Origin of the sequence: Pontibacter virosus (assembly GCF_003096355.1) — a bacterium.
GTDB classification, from domain to species: Bacteria; Bacteroidota; Bacteroidia; order Cytophagales; family Hymenobacteraceae; genus Pontibacter; species Pontibacter virosus.
The window spans coordinates 49,558-67,943 of the sequence record NZ_QEKI01000003.1; the positions used below are offsets into that span (position 1 = coordinate 49,558).

16 protein-coding genes are annotated in these 18,386 nt (G+C 50.6%); 6 read left to right on the forward strand and 10 right to left on the reverse strand.

What is annotated here, in order from left to right:
- Positions 1-41 precede the first annotated feature (41 nt).
- Positions 42-1,343 (forward strand): hypothetical protein, encoded by a 1,302-nt coding sequence (locus C8E01_RS05465; protein ID WP_116542360.1) that lies wholly within the window; start codon positions 42-44, stop codon positions 1,341-1,343.
- A gap of 14 nt (positions 1,344-1,357) precedes the next feature.
- On the opposite strand, the gene C8E01_RS05470 is transcribed toward C8E01_RS05465, so the two are convergent.
- Positions 1,358-1,828 (reverse strand): YbhB/YbcL family Raf kinase inhibitor-like protein, encoded by a 471-nt coding sequence (locus C8E01_RS05470; RefSeq protein ID WP_116542361.1) that lies wholly within the window; start codon positions 1,826-1,828, stop codon positions 1,358-1,360.
- 320 nt (positions 1,829-2,148) lie between these two features.
- Between C8E01_RS05470 and C8E01_RS22050 the strand changes: the two genes are divergently transcribed.
- Entirely contained in the window at positions 2,149-2,283 is a 135-nt protein-coding gene (locus tag C8E01_RS22050; RefSeq protein ID WP_262509637.1) for a hypothetical protein, read from the forward strand.
- A gap of 122 nt (positions 2,284-2,405) precedes the next feature.
- Here the strand turns inward: C8E01_RS22050 and C8E01_RS05475 are convergent, their stop codons facing one another.
- From C8E01_RS05475 to C8E01_RS05510, 8 genes are all read right to left on the reverse strand, one after another.
- Positions 2,406-2,648, reverse strand: a complete 243-nt coding sequence (locus tag C8E01_RS05475; RefSeq protein ID WP_116542671.1) for an acyl carrier protein — start codon at positions 2,646-2,648, stop codon at positions 2,406-2,408.
- 94 nt (positions 2,649-2,742) lie between these two features.
- Positions 2,743-5,922 carry an efflux RND transporter permease subunit gene (locus C8E01_RS05480; RefSeq protein ID WP_116542362.1) on the reverse strand — a complete coding sequence of 1,060 codons (3,180 nt, stop codon included), beginning with the start codon at positions 5,920-5,922 and terminating at the stop codon, positions 2,743-2,745.
- Positions 5,923-6,174: 252 nt separating this feature from the next.
- Positions 6,175-7,230, reverse strand: a complete 1,056-nt coding sequence (locus tag C8E01_RS05485) for an efflux RND transporter periplasmic adaptor subunit (RefSeq protein WP_116542363.1) — start codon at positions 7,228-7,230, stop codon at positions 6,175-6,177.
- A gap of 18 nt (positions 7,231-7,248) precedes the next feature.
- Positions 7,249-8,601 carry a TolC family protein gene (locus tag C8E01_RS05490; protein WP_243409441.1) on the reverse strand — a complete coding sequence of 451 codons (1,353 nt, stop codon included), beginning with the start codon at positions 8,599-8,601 and terminating at the stop codon, positions 7,249-7,251.
- Positions 8,602-8,670: 69 nt separating this feature from the next.
- A complete protein-coding gene (locus tag C8E01_RS05495) occupies positions 8,671-9,132 on the reverse strand; it encodes a GbsR/MarR family transcriptional regulator (protein WP_116542364.1) in 462 nt (153 codons plus the stop codon).
- A gap of 262 nt (positions 9,133-9,394) precedes the next feature.
- Complete coding sequence (locus C8E01_RS05500) at positions 9,395-9,691, reverse strand: GIY-YIG nuclease family protein (protein ID WP_116542365.1); 297 nt, start codon at positions 9,689-9,691, stop codon at positions 9,395-9,397.
- Between the two features lie 177 nt (positions 9,692-9,868).
- The gene (gene treZ / locus C8E01_RS05505; RefSeq protein ID WP_116542366.1) at positions 9,869-11,719 is read right to left on the reverse strand and encodes a malto-oligosyltrehalose trehalohydrolase; all 1,851 of its coding nucleotides are present in this window, start codon (positions 11,717-11,719) and stop codon (positions 9,869-9,871) included.
- A gap of 73 nt (positions 11,720-11,792) precedes the next feature.
- The gene (locus C8E01_RS05510) at positions 11,793-13,403 is read right to left on the reverse strand and encodes an alpha-amylase family glycosyl hydrolase (protein WP_116542367.1); all 1,611 of its coding nucleotides are present in this window, start codon (positions 13,401-13,403) and stop codon (positions 11,793-11,795) included.
- Positions 13,404-13,983: 580 nt separating this feature from the next.
- Between C8E01_RS05510 and wecB the strand changes: the two genes are divergently transcribed.
- Positions 13,984-15,075 (forward strand): non-hydrolyzing UDP-N-acetylglucosamine 2-epimerase, encoded by a 1,092-nt coding sequence (gene wecB / locus C8E01_RS05515; protein ID WP_116542368.1) that lies wholly within the window; start codon positions 13,984-13,986, stop codon positions 15,073-15,075.
- A gap of 118 nt (positions 15,076-15,193) precedes the next feature.
- Positions 15,194-15,424, forward strand: a complete 231-nt coding sequence (locus C8E01_RS05520; protein ID WP_116542369.1) for a hypothetical protein — start codon at positions 15,194-15,196, stop codon at positions 15,422-15,424.
- Between the two features lies 1 nt (position 15,425).
- Here C8E01_RS05520 and C8E01_RS05525 read toward each other — a convergent pair whose 3' ends face one another.
- Positions 15,426-15,704: a GNAT family N-acetyltransferase gene (locus tag C8E01_RS05525; protein ID WP_116542370.1), complete on the reverse strand. Its 279-nt coding sequence runs from the start codon at positions 15,702-15,704 to the stop codon at positions 15,426-15,428.
- A 171-nt stretch (positions 15,705-15,875) separates the two neighbouring features.
- Between C8E01_RS05525 and C8E01_RS05530 the strand changes: the two genes are divergently transcribed.
- Complete coding sequence (locus C8E01_RS05530; RefSeq protein ID WP_116542371.1) at positions 15,876-18,044, forward strand: glycoside hydrolase family 97 protein; 2,169 nt, start codon at positions 15,876-15,878, stop codon at positions 18,042-18,044.
- Positions 18,045-18,170: 126 nt separating this feature from the next.
- The gene (locus C8E01_RS05535; protein WP_116542372.1) at positions 18,171-18,365 is read left to right on the forward strand and encodes a hypothetical protein; all 195 of its coding nucleotides are present in this window, start codon (positions 18,171-18,173) and stop codon (positions 18,363-18,365) included.
- Positions 18,366-18,386 lie beyond the last annotated feature (21 nt).

Here is an 18,386-nt window from a genome sequence, read left to right on the forward strand (position 1 = left end):
TGTGTGTAGTACACAAGATAGTTAGTTATTAATCTTTAATCATGACACAGGAAACTATACCTCCCGGGTTTAGGGATATGTTAGGTTTTGGGTTGGTGGAGGCCTTGCTGGGGCGCCGGTCCCGTCGCTTTTTTAAAGGTGCTGAAATACCGGATGGTGTCTTCGCCTACAAATCTGCACATGCTTCCATGCCTCTTTCGGAACTGGAGAAGTTACTTATTGTGACAGCCTGTGCCGGCAATACAGGTTGGCACAACATGATCTACCGCGCGCAGCGGTATGCACCACACCTTTCTAACTATGCAGCCGCAGCAGGAGGGCGCACTTTCCCTTCGGCAGCAGGCTTTCATACTTCTATGACCTTTTTCACAGATGACACTGGCGTGTATGTGGTCAACAACCGCGATGCTCCTGCCTCAGCTGATCGTAAAGAGGATGGTTCGCTGGAACTGGGTGATGTGCTGCAAGCCATGCAGAGCCATATCACCAAACTGCAGCACGGCCGGTTGAAGCTTCCTTCCGAAGTTCCGTTTGTGGAGGCGCACAATACCTGGGTGAGTAACAAACCGGGCACACTGCTGGTGATCCCGGTGGCTGATTTGGCCCAACACCTGCTATTGGCGCTCTGTTACATGCTGCAAAATGGCCTTGTGCTGTATGATGATATTAACAAACGTCCTATACCAGGTATAGCTCGTTTCAAGAACCTGGCAGATCCGGACAGTACCTGGCCGATCACTTTTGTAGAGCAACTGTGCATGGCTGAAGTTACCGTGGAAATGTCAACTTCCTGCTACGCGGGTTCGCTGATGCTGCAGGCCATGGGACTGGGAGGCTGGTTGTACGATGGCATTGATCCTTTCAGTGTGCTGGGGGCGAGTGGGGTACCGGGAGTAGAAGGGCTCGGCTTCCGTTTCGATACCGATGATCGGTGGCCATACCCCAATCCGACCGGACTGGCAGGGGTGATGGAAGCGTACTGCCCGCCACACTATGCTGATATGCGTGCTGCTGTGGACGCGGTTTGTGATCGTAAATTCAAAAAAGGAGGGCCCTTTCACCCGGCAACCCCAGGTCCCTGGAAAGATTCAGCAGGGGTGAGGCAAGCCGCCCAGGTACATGATGAAGCGTTCAGGGAGTGTGTGGCACTTCAGGCGCAGTATGTTTACGATACTTTTGGTAAATTCCCCGGCACGGTGCCCTCGGTCTTCGTTTGTCCTTACTTACAGGCACATCACCTCGATCTGGACTTTTATGATAAGTTTTACCAGCCGGGTGCCTATCTGCATACGCATGCTCACCATATGGAGCGGTGGCATCCGGATACCGCGCTAAAGGTATAGCACAATAGCTTCAATCAGGCCATCATCACGTTGTAGCGACTGTACACGCCCATCAGTTCGCCCATAGCCAGCACATGCGGACCCAGCACACGGAGCAGGGCCTGTCGGCCTGTGCCTTCTTTGATATTCAGCATCACGTCCAGGGCGTATATTCTGAAATAGTAGTGATGCAGGCCCTCTGGCGGACAGGGCCCCCCATAGTGCATTTTTCCAAAATCGTTAGTACCCTGTATCCCAGGCACCACGCCTTCATCGATCAGGTTGGAAGGCGGCACGTTCCAGACGAGCCAATGTGTCCAGATGCCACGCGGCGCATCAGGATCCTCCACAATCACCACCAGGCTCTCCGTATACTTGGGCAGGTTTCTGATTTCGAGCGGTGGACTGATGTTCTCGCCGTCACAGGTATAGCGGGTGGGAATCCGCTCGCCCTGCGAAAAGGCGGGACTTGTCAGGTATAGTTTTCCTTGTATTCTCGGCTGCATAGCGTTTCTGTTCCAATATGGTATAAGTGTGCCTGTTCGTCAGCAGGGTGTAAGGGAAAAGAGTTAAACCAGTTTCAGTTTCAATATTTATATTATAACTTCGATTTTTCATAAAGGTTGAGTTTTCAAATAAAAAAAGGTATATATTTACTAATAATTTTATCAATTATGGTGAATGATACGCTTAACCTGGCAGAATAATGCTGTAAAATCGTAGGCTGTTAAATTTTTCAGCAGTTATTTACTACAAATACTTGATATTTAGCCGGAAACTATTAAATTTCGTATATAAGGCAACTCGAATAAAAAAGCATGGGGTTATGGAGATTTTTATCATCTTAACAGTACTGGCGATTTATGCAGTAGGCTACCTGTTGTATTACATGTATGGCAAGGAAGACCGAAAAAACCGAAAGTACGACCGCTATCAAAAGTACGACCGTTACCAATTGTAGGGGGAATGATACTGTTTGTGTTTTAGATCGCTGGTTCTACCAGCAACTGTTACACCATGAAAAAAGGTGCAGGATAACCTCCTGCACCTTTTGGGCTTAAAATCAAATGGGAAATTTTCAGCTTATCTGGCCGTGCTCAACTGCAGGTAGTTTACCAGGTCATCAATCGAGTAGACGGGTACTTCGTCTGGAATCACAACATTATACCTCTTCTCCACGGCCAGTATAATATCGACTACATCAACAATATCCATTCCATTCTCCCAAAGTCCTTTGGGGCCGGAAAGTTTATGGGGGGCGATTGCTTTTAATCTGCTTACCAGATTAATTACCTCTTTGTACAGGGTAGTTCTAGGATCTGCCATATGCATAATATTAAAGGGTAATATGTAACCTCGCTTTTTCCCGAGCCTCTCCTGCCTCGTTTATAAGACAGGAGAGGGGGATTAAAACAAGATCTTAGTGTGCGAACTCATGCGCCATTTTCTTTTCTTCGAGCTCTCTGGTTTCGTGCTCCAGTTCTTCCAGCGACTTCTCTTCCAGGTGAATCACCGTTTTCTTGTCCCAGCCAAATTTAGCCAGGATGCGGTCGAAGCCGTAGTAGATGATCGGCACCACGATCAGGGTCAGGAACATCGAAGAGCTCAGACCACCGATCAAAGCCCATGCCAGACCGTTCTTGGTTGCAGCCACCGAACCACCTGCCAGCGCGATCGGCAACATACCGATCACCATCGCCAGCGTCGTCATCAGGATCGGGCGGAAACGGATTCTCACCGCTTCGATCAGGGCTTCTTTCACTTCCACACCCTCGTCTTTCAGTTTGTTCGTAAAGTCCACCACCATAATGGCATTCTTGGCCACCAGACCGATCATCATGATGATACCCAGAATGGAGAAGATGCTCAGCGACTGCTGTGCCAGCGCCAGCGCGAGCAAGGCACCAATGATCGCCAAAGGTATGGAGAAGAGTACAACCAGCGGGTACACGTACGAGTCGTACAGCGCCACCATGATCAGGTACACGAAGATGATCGAAGCCAGCAAGGCAACACCCAGCGTACCGAAGCCTTCGCTCTGGTTTTTCAGGTTACCGCCGTACTCAATGCTCACACCTGCCGGCATGTTTACTTCTTCCATCAGCAACTGAATGTCGGCACCCACGGTACCAGTCGGGCGACCGATTACCTGAGAGTTCACATTCACAGACGTCACGCGGTTGTAACGCTCGAGCTGCGACGGACCAGTAGACTGGCGTATGTCGGCAAACTGACCCAGGCGCACGAGTTGCCCCGTGTTGTTCACGAAGGACAGGTTCGCAATGTCGGTCACGCTGCGGCGGTCGAACTCGTCGAGGCGGATGTTGATGTCGTAGTCTTCGGTTCCGGAACGGAAGGTTACGTCGGAGTTACCGCTGAAGGCCAGCTGCATGCTCGCGCCCACGTTCTCCAGCGAGAGGCCTACGTTGGCCATCTTGTCGCGGTCCACCACTACTTCAATCTCCGGGTTACCACCTTCCACCGACATTTCCACGTCGGCAGTACCCGCCACGCCTTCCACCACGCGCATTACCTGCTGAGAGAAAGCCATCACACTGTCCAGGTTAGAACCTGAGATAATGAGCTGGATAGGAGCCTGTGAGTTACCCACCAGGCCTACAGGCACCGGTGTCACTTCCACGTTCGGCAGTTTGCTTTCGATGTCAGCCTTGGCCTGGCGGCTGAACTGGTCCGTGCTGAACGTACGCTCCTTCACATCCACCAACGTAACGGATACTTCCGCTTTGTAAGCCGTGTTCTGGCCCTGCTGCGCAGATGAAGTAGTGCCTACTGTGGTAAATACTTTTGAAACTTCGGGGAAAGCTTCTAAGTACTGCTCTACCTGGCGTGTGGCGAAGTTGGTCTGCTCCACGGTAGAGTTTTTAGGCAATTCCAGCTGTAAGCTAACTTCCCCACGGTCACCGGCAGGTATAAAGTCCGAGCCGATAAAGCCGAGTGGCACCAGTGCAAACGAAGCAACCAATAGCAGGATCGTTACCCCCAGTGTGATGAACTTGTGGTTAAAGGCCCACTTCAGCGCGGCCGTAAAGCCATCGATGATGTTGTCCAGGAAGCGCTCGAATGCCAGGATAAAGCGTCCGAAGATGTTCTTGTCCGAAATATGTTCCAGGCGTGAGAAACGGCTGGCCAATAGCGGAATCAGGGTGAAGGCAACGAACAGTGAGATCATCGTTGACACAGCCACCACCACGGCAAACTGACGCAGAATGTCTGATACCAGTCCCGATGAAAGGGCGATCGGTATGAACACCACCGTAATTACCAGGGTGATGGACGTTACGGTTGCCATGATCTCGCGGATACCGTCGTATGCGGCCTGCGCCGGCTTCTTGCCCATCTCCATGTGGCGGTGAATGTTCTCGATTACCACAATGGCGTCGTCCACCAGGATACCCACCACGAGAGAGAGCGCCAGCAGCGACATCAGGTTCAGCGAGTAGCCGAACAGGTACATGAAAATAAAGGTCGCCACCAAAGAGGCAGGTATAGAAACCATCACGATCACCGCGTTTCGGAACGAGTGCAGGAACAGCAGCATCACAACCGCCACCAGGATCACCGCGATCATCAAGTCATGGAGCACCGAGTCGGCAGCCTCCAGCGTAAAGTCAGAGGAGTCGTTTGCAATGTTAAAGTTCAGGCCAACGTCAGCGTAAGTTTTCTCCAGGTCAGACAGGGCTTCCTTCGTCAAACGGCTCACCTCTACGGCGTTGGCGTCCGACTGCTTCTGGATGGTGATACCTACAGATGGGTTGCTGTTCACACGGGTCAGTACTTCGATGTCTTTCTGTGTATCCTGTACCTCGGCTACATCTGCCAGGCGCACAATGCCGCTCTGGTCTTCGCGTATGATCAAACCGCGCAGCTGGTCGAGCGACGCAAACTTACCTGCCAGACGGATCTGTGTCTGTCCGCTTTCCTGCTTGATCTTTCCGGTAGGGAAGTCGAGGTTGGAGTTGCGTATCTTCTGCTGAATCTGCAGGATAGAGAGGTTGTAGGCCTCCAGTTTGTTAGCGTCGATGTTCACTTTGATCTCACGCTCCTGACCACCCAGAATTTTGATGGCAGCCATACCTGGTATGCGCGACAGTTCCGGCTTGATCTTCTTATCGATCAGGTCATAGAACTCGGTCGGCGACATGTTGGCGGTCGCTCCCATCTTGATGATCGGGAGGTCGTCAAGGTCAAATTTGTTTAGCGTTGGTGACTCCGCATCATCCGGCAGGTTAGCCAGGATGGTGTTGATCTTACGCTGCGCATCCTGCAGGGCCAGGTCCACATCTGTGCCCTGGTTCAGTTCTACCACAATGATCGAGAAACTCTCCAGGGAGGTGCCACGCATCGTTTTCACGTTCTCGAGTGCCGACAAGGCTTCCTCAATTTCTTTGGTCACCGAGTTCTCTACCTCGTTAGGCGAGGCGCCCGGGTAAATGGTGGAGATGGTGAGTACCGGCGGGTTGAACTTCGGAAGAAGCTCGTAGTTAAGCGATTGGTAGCTCGCAACGCCCAGCAGTGTGAGGACCGTGAAGACCACGACGACCAGGGTTGAGCGCTGTATCGATATTTTGGTTATGTTCATTTCTAAATGTTCTTGAGAAAGAAGTTTATCTGTATCATTTTAAGGAGTTGAATTCTCCTGGAGTGTGTAATCCCGCTCCCCCAAAAAGAGAGGGGACTTCGATCTCTCCACTTCTCTTTGTCATCCTGAAAGGATCCTGGTTGAAGAGAGGTCAAGCCTTTGCTACGAGCCACCAAGATTCTTACAGAATGACAAAAAAGTTAGAATTTAACTGCCCAACCCCTTTGAAGGAGCAGACAACATAGCCGAGTTTTACTTCAGCACCGTTACTTTCATGCCTTCGCGGAGGTTGATCTGGCCACTGCGAACCACTTGCTCACCTGGCTTTACGCCGTCCAGGATCTCTACCTGGTCCTGCGTTACCACACCCACACGTACCGGACGCTGGCTGGCCTGACCGTCTTTCACGACATACACAAGCGGGTTCTGAATGCTGCCTACGATCGCTTCACGCGGTAACAGCATGGCGTCGCGCTGATCGGCTACGTCGAAGAAGGCGGTGCCATACATACCGGCACGCAGGTTGTTGTTAGCAGCGTTCTTCACTTCCACTTCCACGTCAAACTTCAGGGTTGCATCAGCCTGGGCAGCGATGGCTGTCACAGTGCCTTCATACTCCTGACCTGCACCGGCATCGGCTTTCACTTTCACTTTGTCGCCTTTGTTGATCAACAGGACTTCACTTTCGGAAGCCTTCACTTTCAGCTTCAGCTTGTCCACGTTCACGATGTCGTACAGCTTGGTGCCTGCGTTCAGGTATGAGCCTACTTCCACATAAATTTCGTTGATTTCGCCACTGATAGGGGCAGTGATGCGGGTCTTGGTCAGGCGCTGACGGGCAGCTACCAATTGTCCTTCCGTCGCTTTTGCATTCAGGCGGGCATCTTCCAGCTGGCGCTTGGTGATCGCGTCGCCGGCTGCCAGGTTCTCGAAACGCTCCAGGTCACGCTTGGCTTTCTCGGCGTTGGTCTGCGCGGTGGCCAGGTCAGCGGCCATGGTGTTGCTTTCTACCTGCACAAGCAGTTCACCCGCTTTCACTTTGTCGCCTTTGCGCTTCAGCACGCTTTTGATCTGACCCTGTGTTTCAGAAAGAAGTGTCAGGCTTTGGATCGGGGCGAAATTGCCCTGCGCCGTAAAGGACTTGTCCAGCTTGGCGGAAGCCACTTCGGTAATGGTGACAGGTATAGCATCGCTCTTAATGGAAGCTACGGCAGCGTTTGCGGCCATTTGCTCTTTGTTGCTCATTAGCTTAAAGCCTATAGCGCCCAAAATCACGATAACGACTACGATATAAATCAGCTTTTTCATTTTGTGTTTGTGTGATGCTTATTTAATTAATGTGTTTAGGTCGCCGGTAGCTTTCAGGTAGCCGAGTTGGGCCAGCTGGTACTTCAGCATTTCGTTGTTCAAATTTGTTTTTGCTTCGCGCAGGCTTACTTCTGCCTCCAGCAGGTCAGTCAGCGGAGAGATGCCTTCCTTGTAGAGGTCGTTGGTGGTGTCGTATACCTCCTGGGCCAGGGCCACATTCTGCTCCTGTGCCGCAATGGACGACGAGCTGTTCTGCAGTTGACTGATGGAGTTTTCAAGCGCTACTTCCAGATTCTTGGTCAGCTTCTGGCGATCCGCCTCCAGCGACTTCAGTGTGTACTCTGTCTGCTTGATCTGGGAGTGCTTGCGCATACCGTCGAAGATCGGAATGTTGAGCTGAACCCCTACAATGGCCGTTTTAAACCAGGGCATGTCCGTGTCGAGGAAGTTGAACTCCTTGCGCATGGCGTTGTATTGGTAGGTACCAGTGGCAGCCAGGGTAGGGTAGTAGCCGGCCTTAATGTTCTGCATCTGCAGATCAGTCAGTTCGGTCTGTTTGTTCAATAACTCCAGTTGCGTCTGCCCCTGCACCAGGTCTTTGCTGCTGTTAAAAGCCGCTGCGCCTGTATCGAGTGTGATGGCGGCGTCAGTCAAAGCAATACCTTCCTCCAGTGGCATACCCATGAAGAACTTCAGGACATTCATTTGCTGGTCAAGCGCACTGGTCAGTGTCTGGAGTTGCGTCTCGAGGTTGGTTTTGTTTACCTTGATGCGGTTCACATCCACCTTGCGGGCCAGGTCGTTTTCGTACTGCAGCTGCAGGATCTTGTTTAGCTGGTCCAGGCGGGCCAGGTTGGCGTTGATGATCTCGAACTGCTCTTTCGTCTGCAGGATCTGAAAGTAAGAGGAGCTGACGTTATACATCACCTCTTCTTCGGTCATGGTCTTGCGCAGGCGGTAAAGGTCTTCGCTGCTCTTGGCTGCTTTCAGGCCTACAAAGTAAGACTGGTTGAACAGCAGCTGCGACAGCTGTATGCCGCCGTTTGCATTGTATTTGGTACCAAACTGCACCGGGATCATCTCGTCTGGCTTGCCCTCGAACACGTTCGGGATCACCTGCACCGGGATGGCCGGATACATATTGAAGTTACCGAAGGCATTCACCTGCGGCAAACCACTGCTTTTCGCCTCTTTCACCATGTATTTGGCGCTCAGTTGGTCATACGAAGCCTTTTGCATGTCCTCATTATGCTCCAGCGCATAGGTAATGGCCTCCTGCAGACTCAGCGTCCGCACGTCAGGCTTTTCCTGCGCCACAACCGGCTTCACGAAAAGCATGGCCAATCCGACTACTAAATATTTGATTTTCACGTTATTGGTTTATTATGTTTAGATATAAGTAGTTAGTTCTGAAAAATATGAACCTGTTGAATAAAAAAATTATGTTTTACTTTTCTCCCACTCGTCAATCAGAGAAGGCATTCTGTTTTTCACGAAATCAAGAAAGCTGATGAAATCGTTCAATTTAGCGTCATAAACAGGATTCTCGCGCTTTCTTACTTCCAGCACACGTTTCAGCAATCCGTTAAGGTGGCTGAGGTCTTCCATTTTCTTGCCAAACAGATCGCGCCAGTTAGAGGACTTGATGCGGAAATAACGCTTACGGTCGCCTGGGAAAGTGGTATACTCGATGTGACCTGTGTTAAGCAGCATATTCAGCGCATTGCTGGTAGCACTTTTGCTGATGTTGAGCGTTTCACTGATCTCATCGAAGGTGAGTTCCGCACGGTCAGAAACCAGCAGCAGCCCCATCACCCGCGCCACAGCAGGCTGAAAGCCGTTGTTCTCCTGATAAATGCCAAATTCCTCGATCAGGCTGAGTTGTTGTTCGCTAAGAGTCATAGTATACCTCCCTTTTAGATCATTAACGTCACAAAGGTAATAGTTGGTTTCATTAGTTCATAATTTACAGAACTAAAATTTTACTATTATCGCCAAATTCGTCTTTAGCGGTTATTGTAGCATGCGCCGCAGGTAATTAATCTGTCCGAGGTGGTAGTTTTAAATGGACGTAGAGATGTATTAGTATTTCCACTAATCAGCCAACGAATGTACTTATTGTCATCCTGTAAGGATCTTGTTAGCTAGCCTTAGAAGCTGTAATTCAAGGATCTGCCTTCAGAAATCGCAGGTATGGATTCTCACTTTTAATCAACTCCATTTTCTTATCGCGGCTCCAGCTCTTTAGCACCTTTTCTCTGTCTATGGCATGCTGTACATAGGTATAGCGCTCATAGTAGAGAAGTTTATAACAGAAGTAGCGACCTGCAAACGTTTCAGGCTTGCCCCTGTTTGCTTTATGCTGTTCGAGCCGATACACCAAGTCATTTGTCATCCCCACATATAGCACCGTCTTGTTTGGGTTCGTAGTGATGTAGACAAAGTAGTTATGGCTTTTCATAGCTGGGGCTTAACCTCCCGGGGGTAGGGGCCCTCTATAGCTACTAAGTTTCTTTCAGAATGACAAAAAGGAGTCATAATTCTATAATACAATAAAATAACTTAAAGTGGAATAGGGATGACTTGAATTCTTATTTAGAAAATGCAAAAATTACAACATATTCAAGAGCCATTTTCCTCACAGCTCCATCCTTCCCTCATAAACCAGCACACTTAACGGAGGCAGTTGCAACGGAGCAGTTGCCTTCGCTTTGTCAGGTATAGACTCAGTGATGTTCTTTTTCCTGACCTGCCACTCGTTTGCTGAAGAATCAAGGACGACTTGCCATGTTTTTGACCAGTCTGGTAGTGAACAGGGTAGGAGATTTTCCGAAAAATTGAACAGGCAGACAAGATGCAGCAGTCCATCCTGGGTTTGACGGTGCAGTAGCAGTCCTTGCGAACCGATCACATGTGCTCTTACGCAGCTTTTGCTGAATTCCTGCAGTACCGGATGGGTGCGGCGCATGCTGATCAGGGTGCGGTGCCATTCCAGCAGCAGGCGGTGCTTGCCTTCCCGCCGCTTTTCCCAGTTAAGCTTCGATTGGGCAAACGTTTCCTCCGCCTGCGGGTCAGGTGGTTCTGCTTCCCACTTGTAATTAGAGAATTCTCTTTTCCGGCCCTCACGCACGGCTTGTATGAGGTCTTTGTCTGAGTGGCTCACGAAATAAAAGAAAGGGCCTTCCTCCCCATATTCCTCCCCCATAAAGAGCAGGGGCACATAAGGCGAAAGCATCAGGGCGGCTGCCGCCAGTTTCAGCCTGTCTGTATTTACCAGCACCGAAAGCCGTTCGCCTTTGGCCCGATTTCCTGCCTGGTCGTGATTGAGGTTAAAGGCAATGAACTGGTCGCCGGGTATACCTGCAGAGGAGGCGCCGTGGCGTCTTTTCCGGAAACTGACATACTCACCGCTGTGCACGAAACCATCATTATAGGCCTTTGCCAATTGTTCCATCTTGCCGAAATCAACGTAGCGCACCTGTCCTTTTTTGTCGAGCAGCACATATAGGGCGTGGTGGAAATCATCGAGCCATTGGGCGTCGAAACCGTAGCCGCCCATTTCCGGACTCTTGACCACACGGGGACTGTTGTAATCGCTCTCCGCCGTCAGGTATAGCCGGCGGCCCAGGCGCTGCTCCAGCTTCTTTACTTTCTGGTGGATTAGCTCCCAGATGTGCACCGCGCCATTGTCGATCACAGCATGGATGGCGTCAAAACGCAGTCCATCCAGGTGATAGTGCTCAAACCAATAGAGCGGATTTTCTGAAATATAATCCCGCACCCCATCGGACCAGGCACCGTCAAAATTAATGGCATCGCCCCAGGGCGACTTGTACTGGTCCGTGAAATAAGGCCCGAACTGTGACAGGTAATTTCCCTCCGGCCCGAGGTGATTGTACACGACATCCAGGAAAACAGCTATACCTCTGGCGTGGCAGGCGTCGACCAACAACTTCAGGCCCTCTGGTCCGCCATAGGAATTTTGCACGGCGTAAGGGTATACGCCGTCATAACCCCAGTTTCGGGTACCGGGAAATTGCGCCACCGGCATCAACTCGATGGCATTTATACCTGTCTCCACCAGTTCCTCCAGACGCGGGATGATGGCTGCGAAAGTGCCCTCGGAGGTAAAGGTGCCAACATGCAGCTCGTAAAGCACGAGCTCCTGAAAGGGGAGGCCGCGCCAGTTGCTGTCCTGCCAGGTATAGGCGGTGTGGTCGATGACCGCCGAGGCTTCGTGCACACCGTCTGGCTGGTGAAACGAGGCCGGGTCGGAGTAGTCCTGTTCGTCGTCCGGCATGAAGAAGTAGCGGGTACCGGGGTATACGGCCTCTACTTCCAGGGTATAGTAACCTTCGCGATCCGGCAGCATATCGAGTTTTCGCTCCTCGGGCTGCACCAGGTGCAGCACCATGCGCTCCTTTTCAGGGGCCCACACCGTAAACCGACACCTGCCTTGGCCCAGATAATAGGCACCCGCTTTTTTCATAGCTCTGTTTATAGGTATAAGATTTCATTGCAAGGCATCTTGCTGTGTGATTTGGTAGGGTGCTATACCTTGTTTAGGATTGCTTCAGGCGGATGATCATCCCTTCATCCCCACTCAGACTAACGTGCTTGCTAACCGTTCCACCTTCACGCTCCGGGAGTGTATCTATCACGATGGTGCCTTCGAAATTGAAGTGCTCCGGCGCAAAATGACAGGGCTTGTGGCTCAGGTTGAGCAAAATCAGGAAGCGTTCATCCGGGGTATAGCGTAGGTAGGCCAGGAGCGGACCGCTGGCTACCACCGGCCGGTAATCCCCGACGTGCAGGGCAGGCTCATCCTGACGCAGTTTGATCAGCCTTTTGTAAAGCGCGTAGATCGAGAATTCATCTTCCAACTGTGCCTTTACATTCACGCGGCGGTAGTCTTCTGGCAGTCGCAGCCAGGGTTTGCTTTTGCTGAAACCGGCGTTCTCGCTGTTGTCCCACTGCATCGGGGTGCGCTGCGGGTCGCGGCTCAGGTTGAGCCCGGGCATGTTGAGCCCCTGCGGATCCTGCACCTCGTCTGGCGGAATGGGCACGTCGCGCATTCCGATCTCATCACCATAATAGATGGTAGGCGTTCCGCGCAGCGTGAGCAAAAGCATGGCCGCCACCCGGGCCTGCGCCTTGCCCACCCGGCTCGTGATGCGGGGCTGATCGTGGTTGCCCAGCACCCAGTTTGGCCAGCCCCCGTCGGGCAAGGCACCTTCGTATTGGTTGATGTTAGAGGAGATTTCCGTGGCATCCCAGTCGATGGAGAGCAGCAGGAAATTGAAAGGCAGGTGCGCCCCGTTCTTATCGGTGCCGTAATAGGTCATCAGTTTATGGATAGGCAGGTAGATCTCACCGATCATCATGCGCTCATCGTAACCATCTAGCACCTTACGCATCTTGTGCACAATGTCGTGCACTTCGGGCTGGTCGGTGGAATAGGCTGGAATCAGTTTTTCGTAGGTGGCCTGGTGCGCCTTGTAGTTCGGATTCACGGGATTATCGCGCAGCTGATCATCCTTGATCATATGCCACATCACATCCACCCGGAAGCCGTCCACGCCCTTGTCGAGCCAGAAGCGCATCACATCCATCATGGCCTCCTGCACCTCGGGGTTACGCCAGTTCAGGTCGGGCTGCTCTTTCAGAAAAGCGTGGTAATAGTATTGCCCGGTGTGCTCGTCCCATTCCCAGGCGCTGCCGCCGAACACGCTGAGCCAGTTGTTCGGTTCGGAGCCGTCTTCGTTGGCATCTTTCCAGATATACCAGTCGCGCTTCGGGTTGTCCTTGGAAGAGCGCGATTCTTTGAACCAGGGGTGTTCGTCGGAGGTATGGTTGGGCACCAGGTCGAGGATCAGCTTCATGCCCCGGTCATGGACGGCCTGCAGAAGTTCATCAAAGTCGTCCATGGTGCCGAACAGCGGGTGAATGCCACAGTAGTCAGAAATATCGTAGCCAAAATCGGCCATGGGAGAGGAGAAGATAGGGGAGATCCAGATGGCTTTGATACCCAGTGACTGGATGTGGTCGAGCCGGTGGATGATGCCCTGCAGGTCGCCTACGCCATCTCCATCACTGTCTTGATAGGAGCGTGGGTAGATCTGGTAAATGACTCCTTCCTGCCACCACAGGTGTTTTTGCTGCGTGTCTTTCATAGTATTTGGTTTGCGAATTGGCCTCAGGCCGGTGCTACATGAAATTAATGTCTCATGTACGGGAAACGCAATGGAAGGTATGGTGAGTTGGGTAACTGATGAGTGATATGATCCTATCCCGATGCGCAAGAATCGCGCAGGTTTTACCTTCGCTGGGAGCGTTGTTGGCCCTGCTCAAGGCATGGCCGGTGGGCCAACTTATCTGCCTGGTGCTACGGTGCAGTGAGCTGATAATTAGTTATAGCTTATCCTTTTAATTAATCTTTTTTAATTCATAAATTTAAATATTTAATATGTATAATTGTTCTAAGTTATTCAACTTAAAAGAGTATACCCATTACTGTTCATGACATAATGAAATAAAATTATTCGTATTAGGAGCCATCCTTTGCTTTTTTGTCAGTAGGGACAAAAAGGTGATGGCGCAACGTATGCAACCTGAAAGGAGAAAAGCTAATGCTGAGCGTTTATTTAAACGTTATGATAAGTTTTCGTTGCTTGCAGTGACTTGATCGTGATGAACAGTGCTTTCATTTAATTGGACATTAAATAGATTTTACCAATTTATCCCAAAACCTGCATGAAGATTACCATTATTGCTGGAGCCCGGCCTAACTTTATGAAGATTGCACCAATAATTGAGGCTATTGAAGTAGCGTCAGCAAAAGGAGCAGCTATATCTTATCGGCTTGTGCATACAGGTCAGCATTATGATAAAAAGATGAGTCATGATTTTTTCATGCAGCTAGGTATACCTGAACCTCACGCCAACCTGGAGGCAGGTGGCGGCACGCAAGCAGAACAGACTGCTGTTATAATGGTCCGCTTTGAAAAGGAGTTGTTGGAAAATCCAGCTGATCTGGTTTTAGTAGTAGGTGACGTTACCTCTACAATGGCTTGTGCTATAGTTGCTAAGAAATTACATACCAAAGTAGCTCATGTTGAGGCGGGCATACGCTCTGGTGATCTTACTATGCCGGAAGAAATCAACAGGCTTGTAACAGACTCGATTACAGATTACTTCTTTACAACTTCTGATATAGCAAACAAAAATCTACTGGATAGTGGGGTTACTGATGATCGAATATTTTTTGTTGGCAACACGATGATAGATACGCTGCTGAAACAAATGCCTCGTTTCCAAAAGCCTGAAATTTGGAACGATGCTAATCTGGTACCACAACAGTATTTCGTTTTAACATTGCACCGACCAGCTAATGTAGATCAAGAGCAAGGTTTGCAAGCGTTGCTTGATAAGATAATAACTTTAAGTCAGAGTCTGCCAATCGTTTTTCCAGTGCATCCAAGAACAGCCAAAATGCTCCAGAAAATTGGAAGCAATGCACCGAATCTGCACTTAATAGATCCGCTTAGTTATTTAGAGTTTAACTTTCTAGTTAAAAATGCCAAAGCAGTAATTACTGATTCAGGTGGTATCACAGAAGAAACAACTGTGATGGGAGTACCATGTATGACTTTAAGAGATAGCACAGAAAGGCCGGAAACCTGTACAATTGGTACAAACGAATTGCTTGGAACTGACCCTAAAGCTTTAGAGCCGGCAATGCAGAAGTTATTTAATGGTGAATGGAAAAAGGGTGGGGTGCCTCCACTATGGGATGGTAAGACCGCCACACGTATAGTCGAGAGCCTTATCGATCTCTCTATTTAATATTTATTCAAATCAGTATTACTTTGAAAATCTTTCAAAAGGGTTTTCCAGATTGTGAGTGTGGTAGTATTTTAACTCCATCTATGCTTCTGCGTTATAAATAGTTACAACTATCATAATGGAGCAGAGCTACACATCCTACTTCACAGGCCTGGGCCTGATCGGCATCCTGACAGGTATGGTGCTGTTGGTTTTTGTCGTGTGGAGTGTGATATGGTCCTACCGAGATGCCCGGCGTCGAGGCAAGTCCCCTTGGTTGGTGGCCCTGATGGTCTTGCTTATGGTGTGGCCGGTTGGCCTGATCATCTGGTTAATGCTCCGGCCCCAAAAAACAGAGCAGCAGGTATAAGCTACTCCCAACGCACGATGTCGTCGTACTCTTTGTGGCGCTTAACATAGGTCTCCACGACAGGGCAGGAAGGCACGATCTGGCATTTGCAGGCCCGGGCATGATCCAGCCCTTCTTTCACCAGTCTGTCTGCTATACCCTGTCCCCGGTGTTGCTCGGGCACATAGGTATGGTCGAAGTCCATATGACCGTTGTTGGTAATGGAATAAGTAAGCTCCGCCTCACCCCCTTCGAGCCTGATATAAAAGCGGGTGTCCTCTTCGTCGTGAATGATTTCCATGGGATTGTAATAAGTGTTTGCAAGAGGTATACGACTGGGAGAGGGATGGTGTTAGTTGAACCCGTTCGGTATCCAGAGATTTTTAATGTAATTTGCAGGCAGATATTTATAACCTGTGACGGTCTGACAGAGTACAATCAGCGGTCCCTCACATTTCACCATCTAAAAAATATGCACCAAAACGCTAACCTGATCGGTCGCATCTCACAGCGGCTTTCTCTTTTCCTGTTCCTGTTCCTGATCACCGTGCTGGTGCAGGCGCAGACCATTACCTCTCCGGACAAAAACCTGTCGATGACCTTTGAGCTGGCCGCCAACGGCGTGCCTACTTACCAGCTGACTTACAAAAAGAAGCCGGTGATCAAGCAAAGCAAGATGGGCTTTGAGATGAAGGACGTGCCTTCAATGATGAACGGTTTTGCAATAGCCAAGACCGAGCAGAACAGTGTGAATGATACCTGGGAGCCGGTTTGGGGTGAGCAGAAAACCATCCGCAACCACTACAACGAGTTGCTGGTGACGCTCAACCAAAAAGAGCACAAGGACCGCCACATCCAGATCCGCTTCCGTCTGTTCAACGATGGCTTGGGCTTCCGCTACGAATTCCCGCAGCAGAATGAGCTGAAGTACTTCATCATCAAAGAAGAGCACACCGAATTCAACCTGACCGGCGACCACAAAATCTTCTGGATTCCTGGCGATTACGACACCAACGAGTATGCCTACACTACCTCGCAGATTTCGCAGATCCCGGGCCTGATGGAGAAGGCGACGATCGATGTGCATGCCCAGTTTCCGATCAAAACGCTGGCGGTGCAAACGCCTTCCATGATGAAATCATCGGACGGACTTTACATCAACATTCACGAAGCGGCCCTGCTCAACTACCCGGCCATGCAACTGAACGTGGATCCGAAAACCTACAAATTCAGTTCGCACCTGGTGCCTGACGCTGTGGGCAACAAGGGCTATATGCAAACGGAAACCCATACGCCCTGGAGAACCATTGTGGTGAGCGACAAAGCCACCGACATCCTGGCCTCTAAACTGATCCTAAACCTGAACGAACCGACCGAATACGAAGACGTGTCCTGGATCAAGCCGGTGAAATACATCGGCATCTGGTGGGAGTACTTCGTGGCAGGCAAGAGCTCATGGGCTTATGGCACCGAAACAAACGTGAAGCTGACCGACGACTTCACGAAACTGACCCCGAACGGCCGCCACGGCGCTACGACGGAGAACGCGAAGAAGCACATCGATTTTGCCGCCGAGCATGGCTTTGATGCGGTGCTGATCGAGGGCTGGAACATTGGCTGGGAAGACTGGTTCGGCAACTGGAAAGAAGAGGTATTCGATTTCGTGACCGCTTATCCTGACTTTGATGTGAAAGAGGTGCAGAAATACGCGGAGTCGAAGGGTGTACGCGTGATGATGCACCATGAAACATCTGCCTCCGCCACGAACTACGAGCGTCGACTGCAGGATGCTTTCCAGTTCATGAAAGACCATGGTTACAACTCAGTGAAAACCGGCTATGTGGGCAAGATCATCCCGCGCGGTGAGCACCACGACGGACAGTGGATGGTGAATCACTACAACCATGTAGCCCGCACGGCGGCCAAGTACAAGATCATGATCAACAGCCACGAGGCGGTGCGACCGACCGGCTTGCACCGTACCTTCCCGAACTGGCTGGCGCAGGAGTCTGCCCGCGGCACTGAGTTTGAAGCGATGGGCGGCCTGGCCCCGGACCACGCCACCATCCTGCCGTTTACCCGCCTGATGGGTGGGCCGATGGATTACACACCGGGTATTTTCCAGACTGACCTGTCGTACTACCACGGCGGTGAGCAGCGCGTGAACACCACCTTGGTGAAGCAGCTGGCCTACTACGTGACCATGTACAGCCCGCTGCAAATGGCCGCAGATATTCCCGACAACTATACCCGCTTCCCGGATGCCTTCCAGTTCATCAAAGACGTAGCGCTTGATTGGGATGACACCTGGGTGCTGGAAGCCGAGCCGGGTGATTATGTAACGATTGCCCGCAAAGCGAAAGGCAAAAACGAGTGGTACATCGGTGGCATCACCGACGAGAACACCCGCACGGCCAACGTGCGTTTCGACTACCTGCCAAAAGGCAAAACCTACATCGCGACCATCTATGCCGATGCGAAAGATGCCAGCTGGAACAAGAATCCGCAGAAGTATCAGATCCGCAAGGTGCTGGTAAATTCGAAGAGCGTACTGAAGCAGCACTTAGCCTCTGGCGGTGGTGTAGCGGTAAGCGTGAAGGAGGGAAGCAAGCAGGAGCAGAAGGGGTTAAAGAAACTATAGAAGCTATACCCAGGCAAAATAAAAAAGCGCCGTGCAGAAATGCACGGCGCTTTTTTTTGCTGCAAACGAATTATTTTAAGGTATTGTTTGTATCTTATTGATATGTAAACTTTTAGCCTTTTACCTATGAACCCAGACGAATTTGAAGAAAATTATACTCAAATCCTTCACACGCTTCTGAAAGCTTTTGCCAATAGCTCCCAAGTCGAACCCGAAAAGTTTTTCAACCTGGCCAGCGTCATAGAAAATCTGCGTGATGCCAGCCCTGCACTTTACGACGTTATCAAATCTTTTGAAGACGAACAACGCGAAGCCGCTTAGTTTTTAAAACAAGCTGATAGT

Bases quoted from the DNA above. Each gene is read 5' to 3' on its own strand.
- C8E01_RS05465 (WP_116542360.1), top strand. From the start codon at position 42: ATGACACAGGAAACTATACCTCCCGGGTTTAGGGATATGTTAGGTTTT.
- C8E01_RS05470 (WP_116542361.1), bottom strand. From the start codon at position 1,828: ATGCAGCCGAGAATACAAGGAAAACTATACCTGACAAGTCCCGCCTTT.
- C8E01_RS22050 (WP_262509637.1), top strand. From the start codon at position 2,149: ATGGAGATTTTTATCATCTTAACAGTACTGGCGATTTATGCAGTAGGC.
- C8E01_RS05475 (WP_116542671.1), bottom strand. From the start codon at position 2,648: ATGGCAGATCCTAGAACTACCCTGTACAAAGAGGTAATTAATCTGGTA.
- C8E01_RS05480 (WP_116542362.1), bottom strand. From the start codon at position 5,922: ATGAACATAACCAAAATATCGATACAGCGCTCAACCCTGGTCGTCGTG.
- C8E01_RS05485 (WP_116542363.1), bottom strand. From the start codon at position 7,230: ATGAAAAAGCTGATTTATATCGTAGTCGTTATCGTGATTTTGGGCGCT.
- C8E01_RS05495 (WP_116542364.1), bottom strand. From the start codon at position 9,132: ATGACTCTTAGCGAACAACAACTCAGCCTGATCGAGGAATTTGGCATT.
- C8E01_RS05500 (WP_116542365.1), bottom strand. From the start codon at position 9,691: ATGAAAAGCCATAACTACTTTGTCTACATCACTACGAACCCAAACAAG.
- treZ (WP_116542366.1), bottom strand. From the start codon at position 11,719: ATGAAAAAAGCGGGTGCCTATTATCTGGGCCAAGGCAGGTGTCGGTTT.
- C8E01_RS05510 (WP_116542367.1), bottom strand. From the start codon at position 13,403: ATGAAAGACACGCAGCAAAAACACCTGTGGTGGCAGGAAGGAGTCATT.
- wecB (WP_116542368.1), top strand. From the start codon at position 13,984: ATGAAGATTACCATTATTGCTGGAGCCCGGCCTAACTTTATGAAGATT.
- C8E01_RS05520 (WP_116542369.1), top strand. From the start codon at position 15,194: ATGGAGCAGAGCTACACATCCTACTTCACAGGCCTGGGCCTGATCGGC.
- C8E01_RS05525 (WP_116542370.1), bottom strand. From the start codon at position 15,704: ATGGAAATCATTCACGACGAAGAGGACACCCGCTTTTATATCAGGCTC.
- C8E01_RS05530 (WP_116542371.1), top strand. From the start codon at position 15,876: ATGCACCAAAACGCTAACCTGATCGGTCGCATCTCACAGCGGCTTTCT.
- C8E01_RS05535 (WP_116542372.1), top strand. From the start codon at position 18,171: ATGAACCCAGACGAATTTGAAGAAAATTATACTCAAATCCTTCACACG.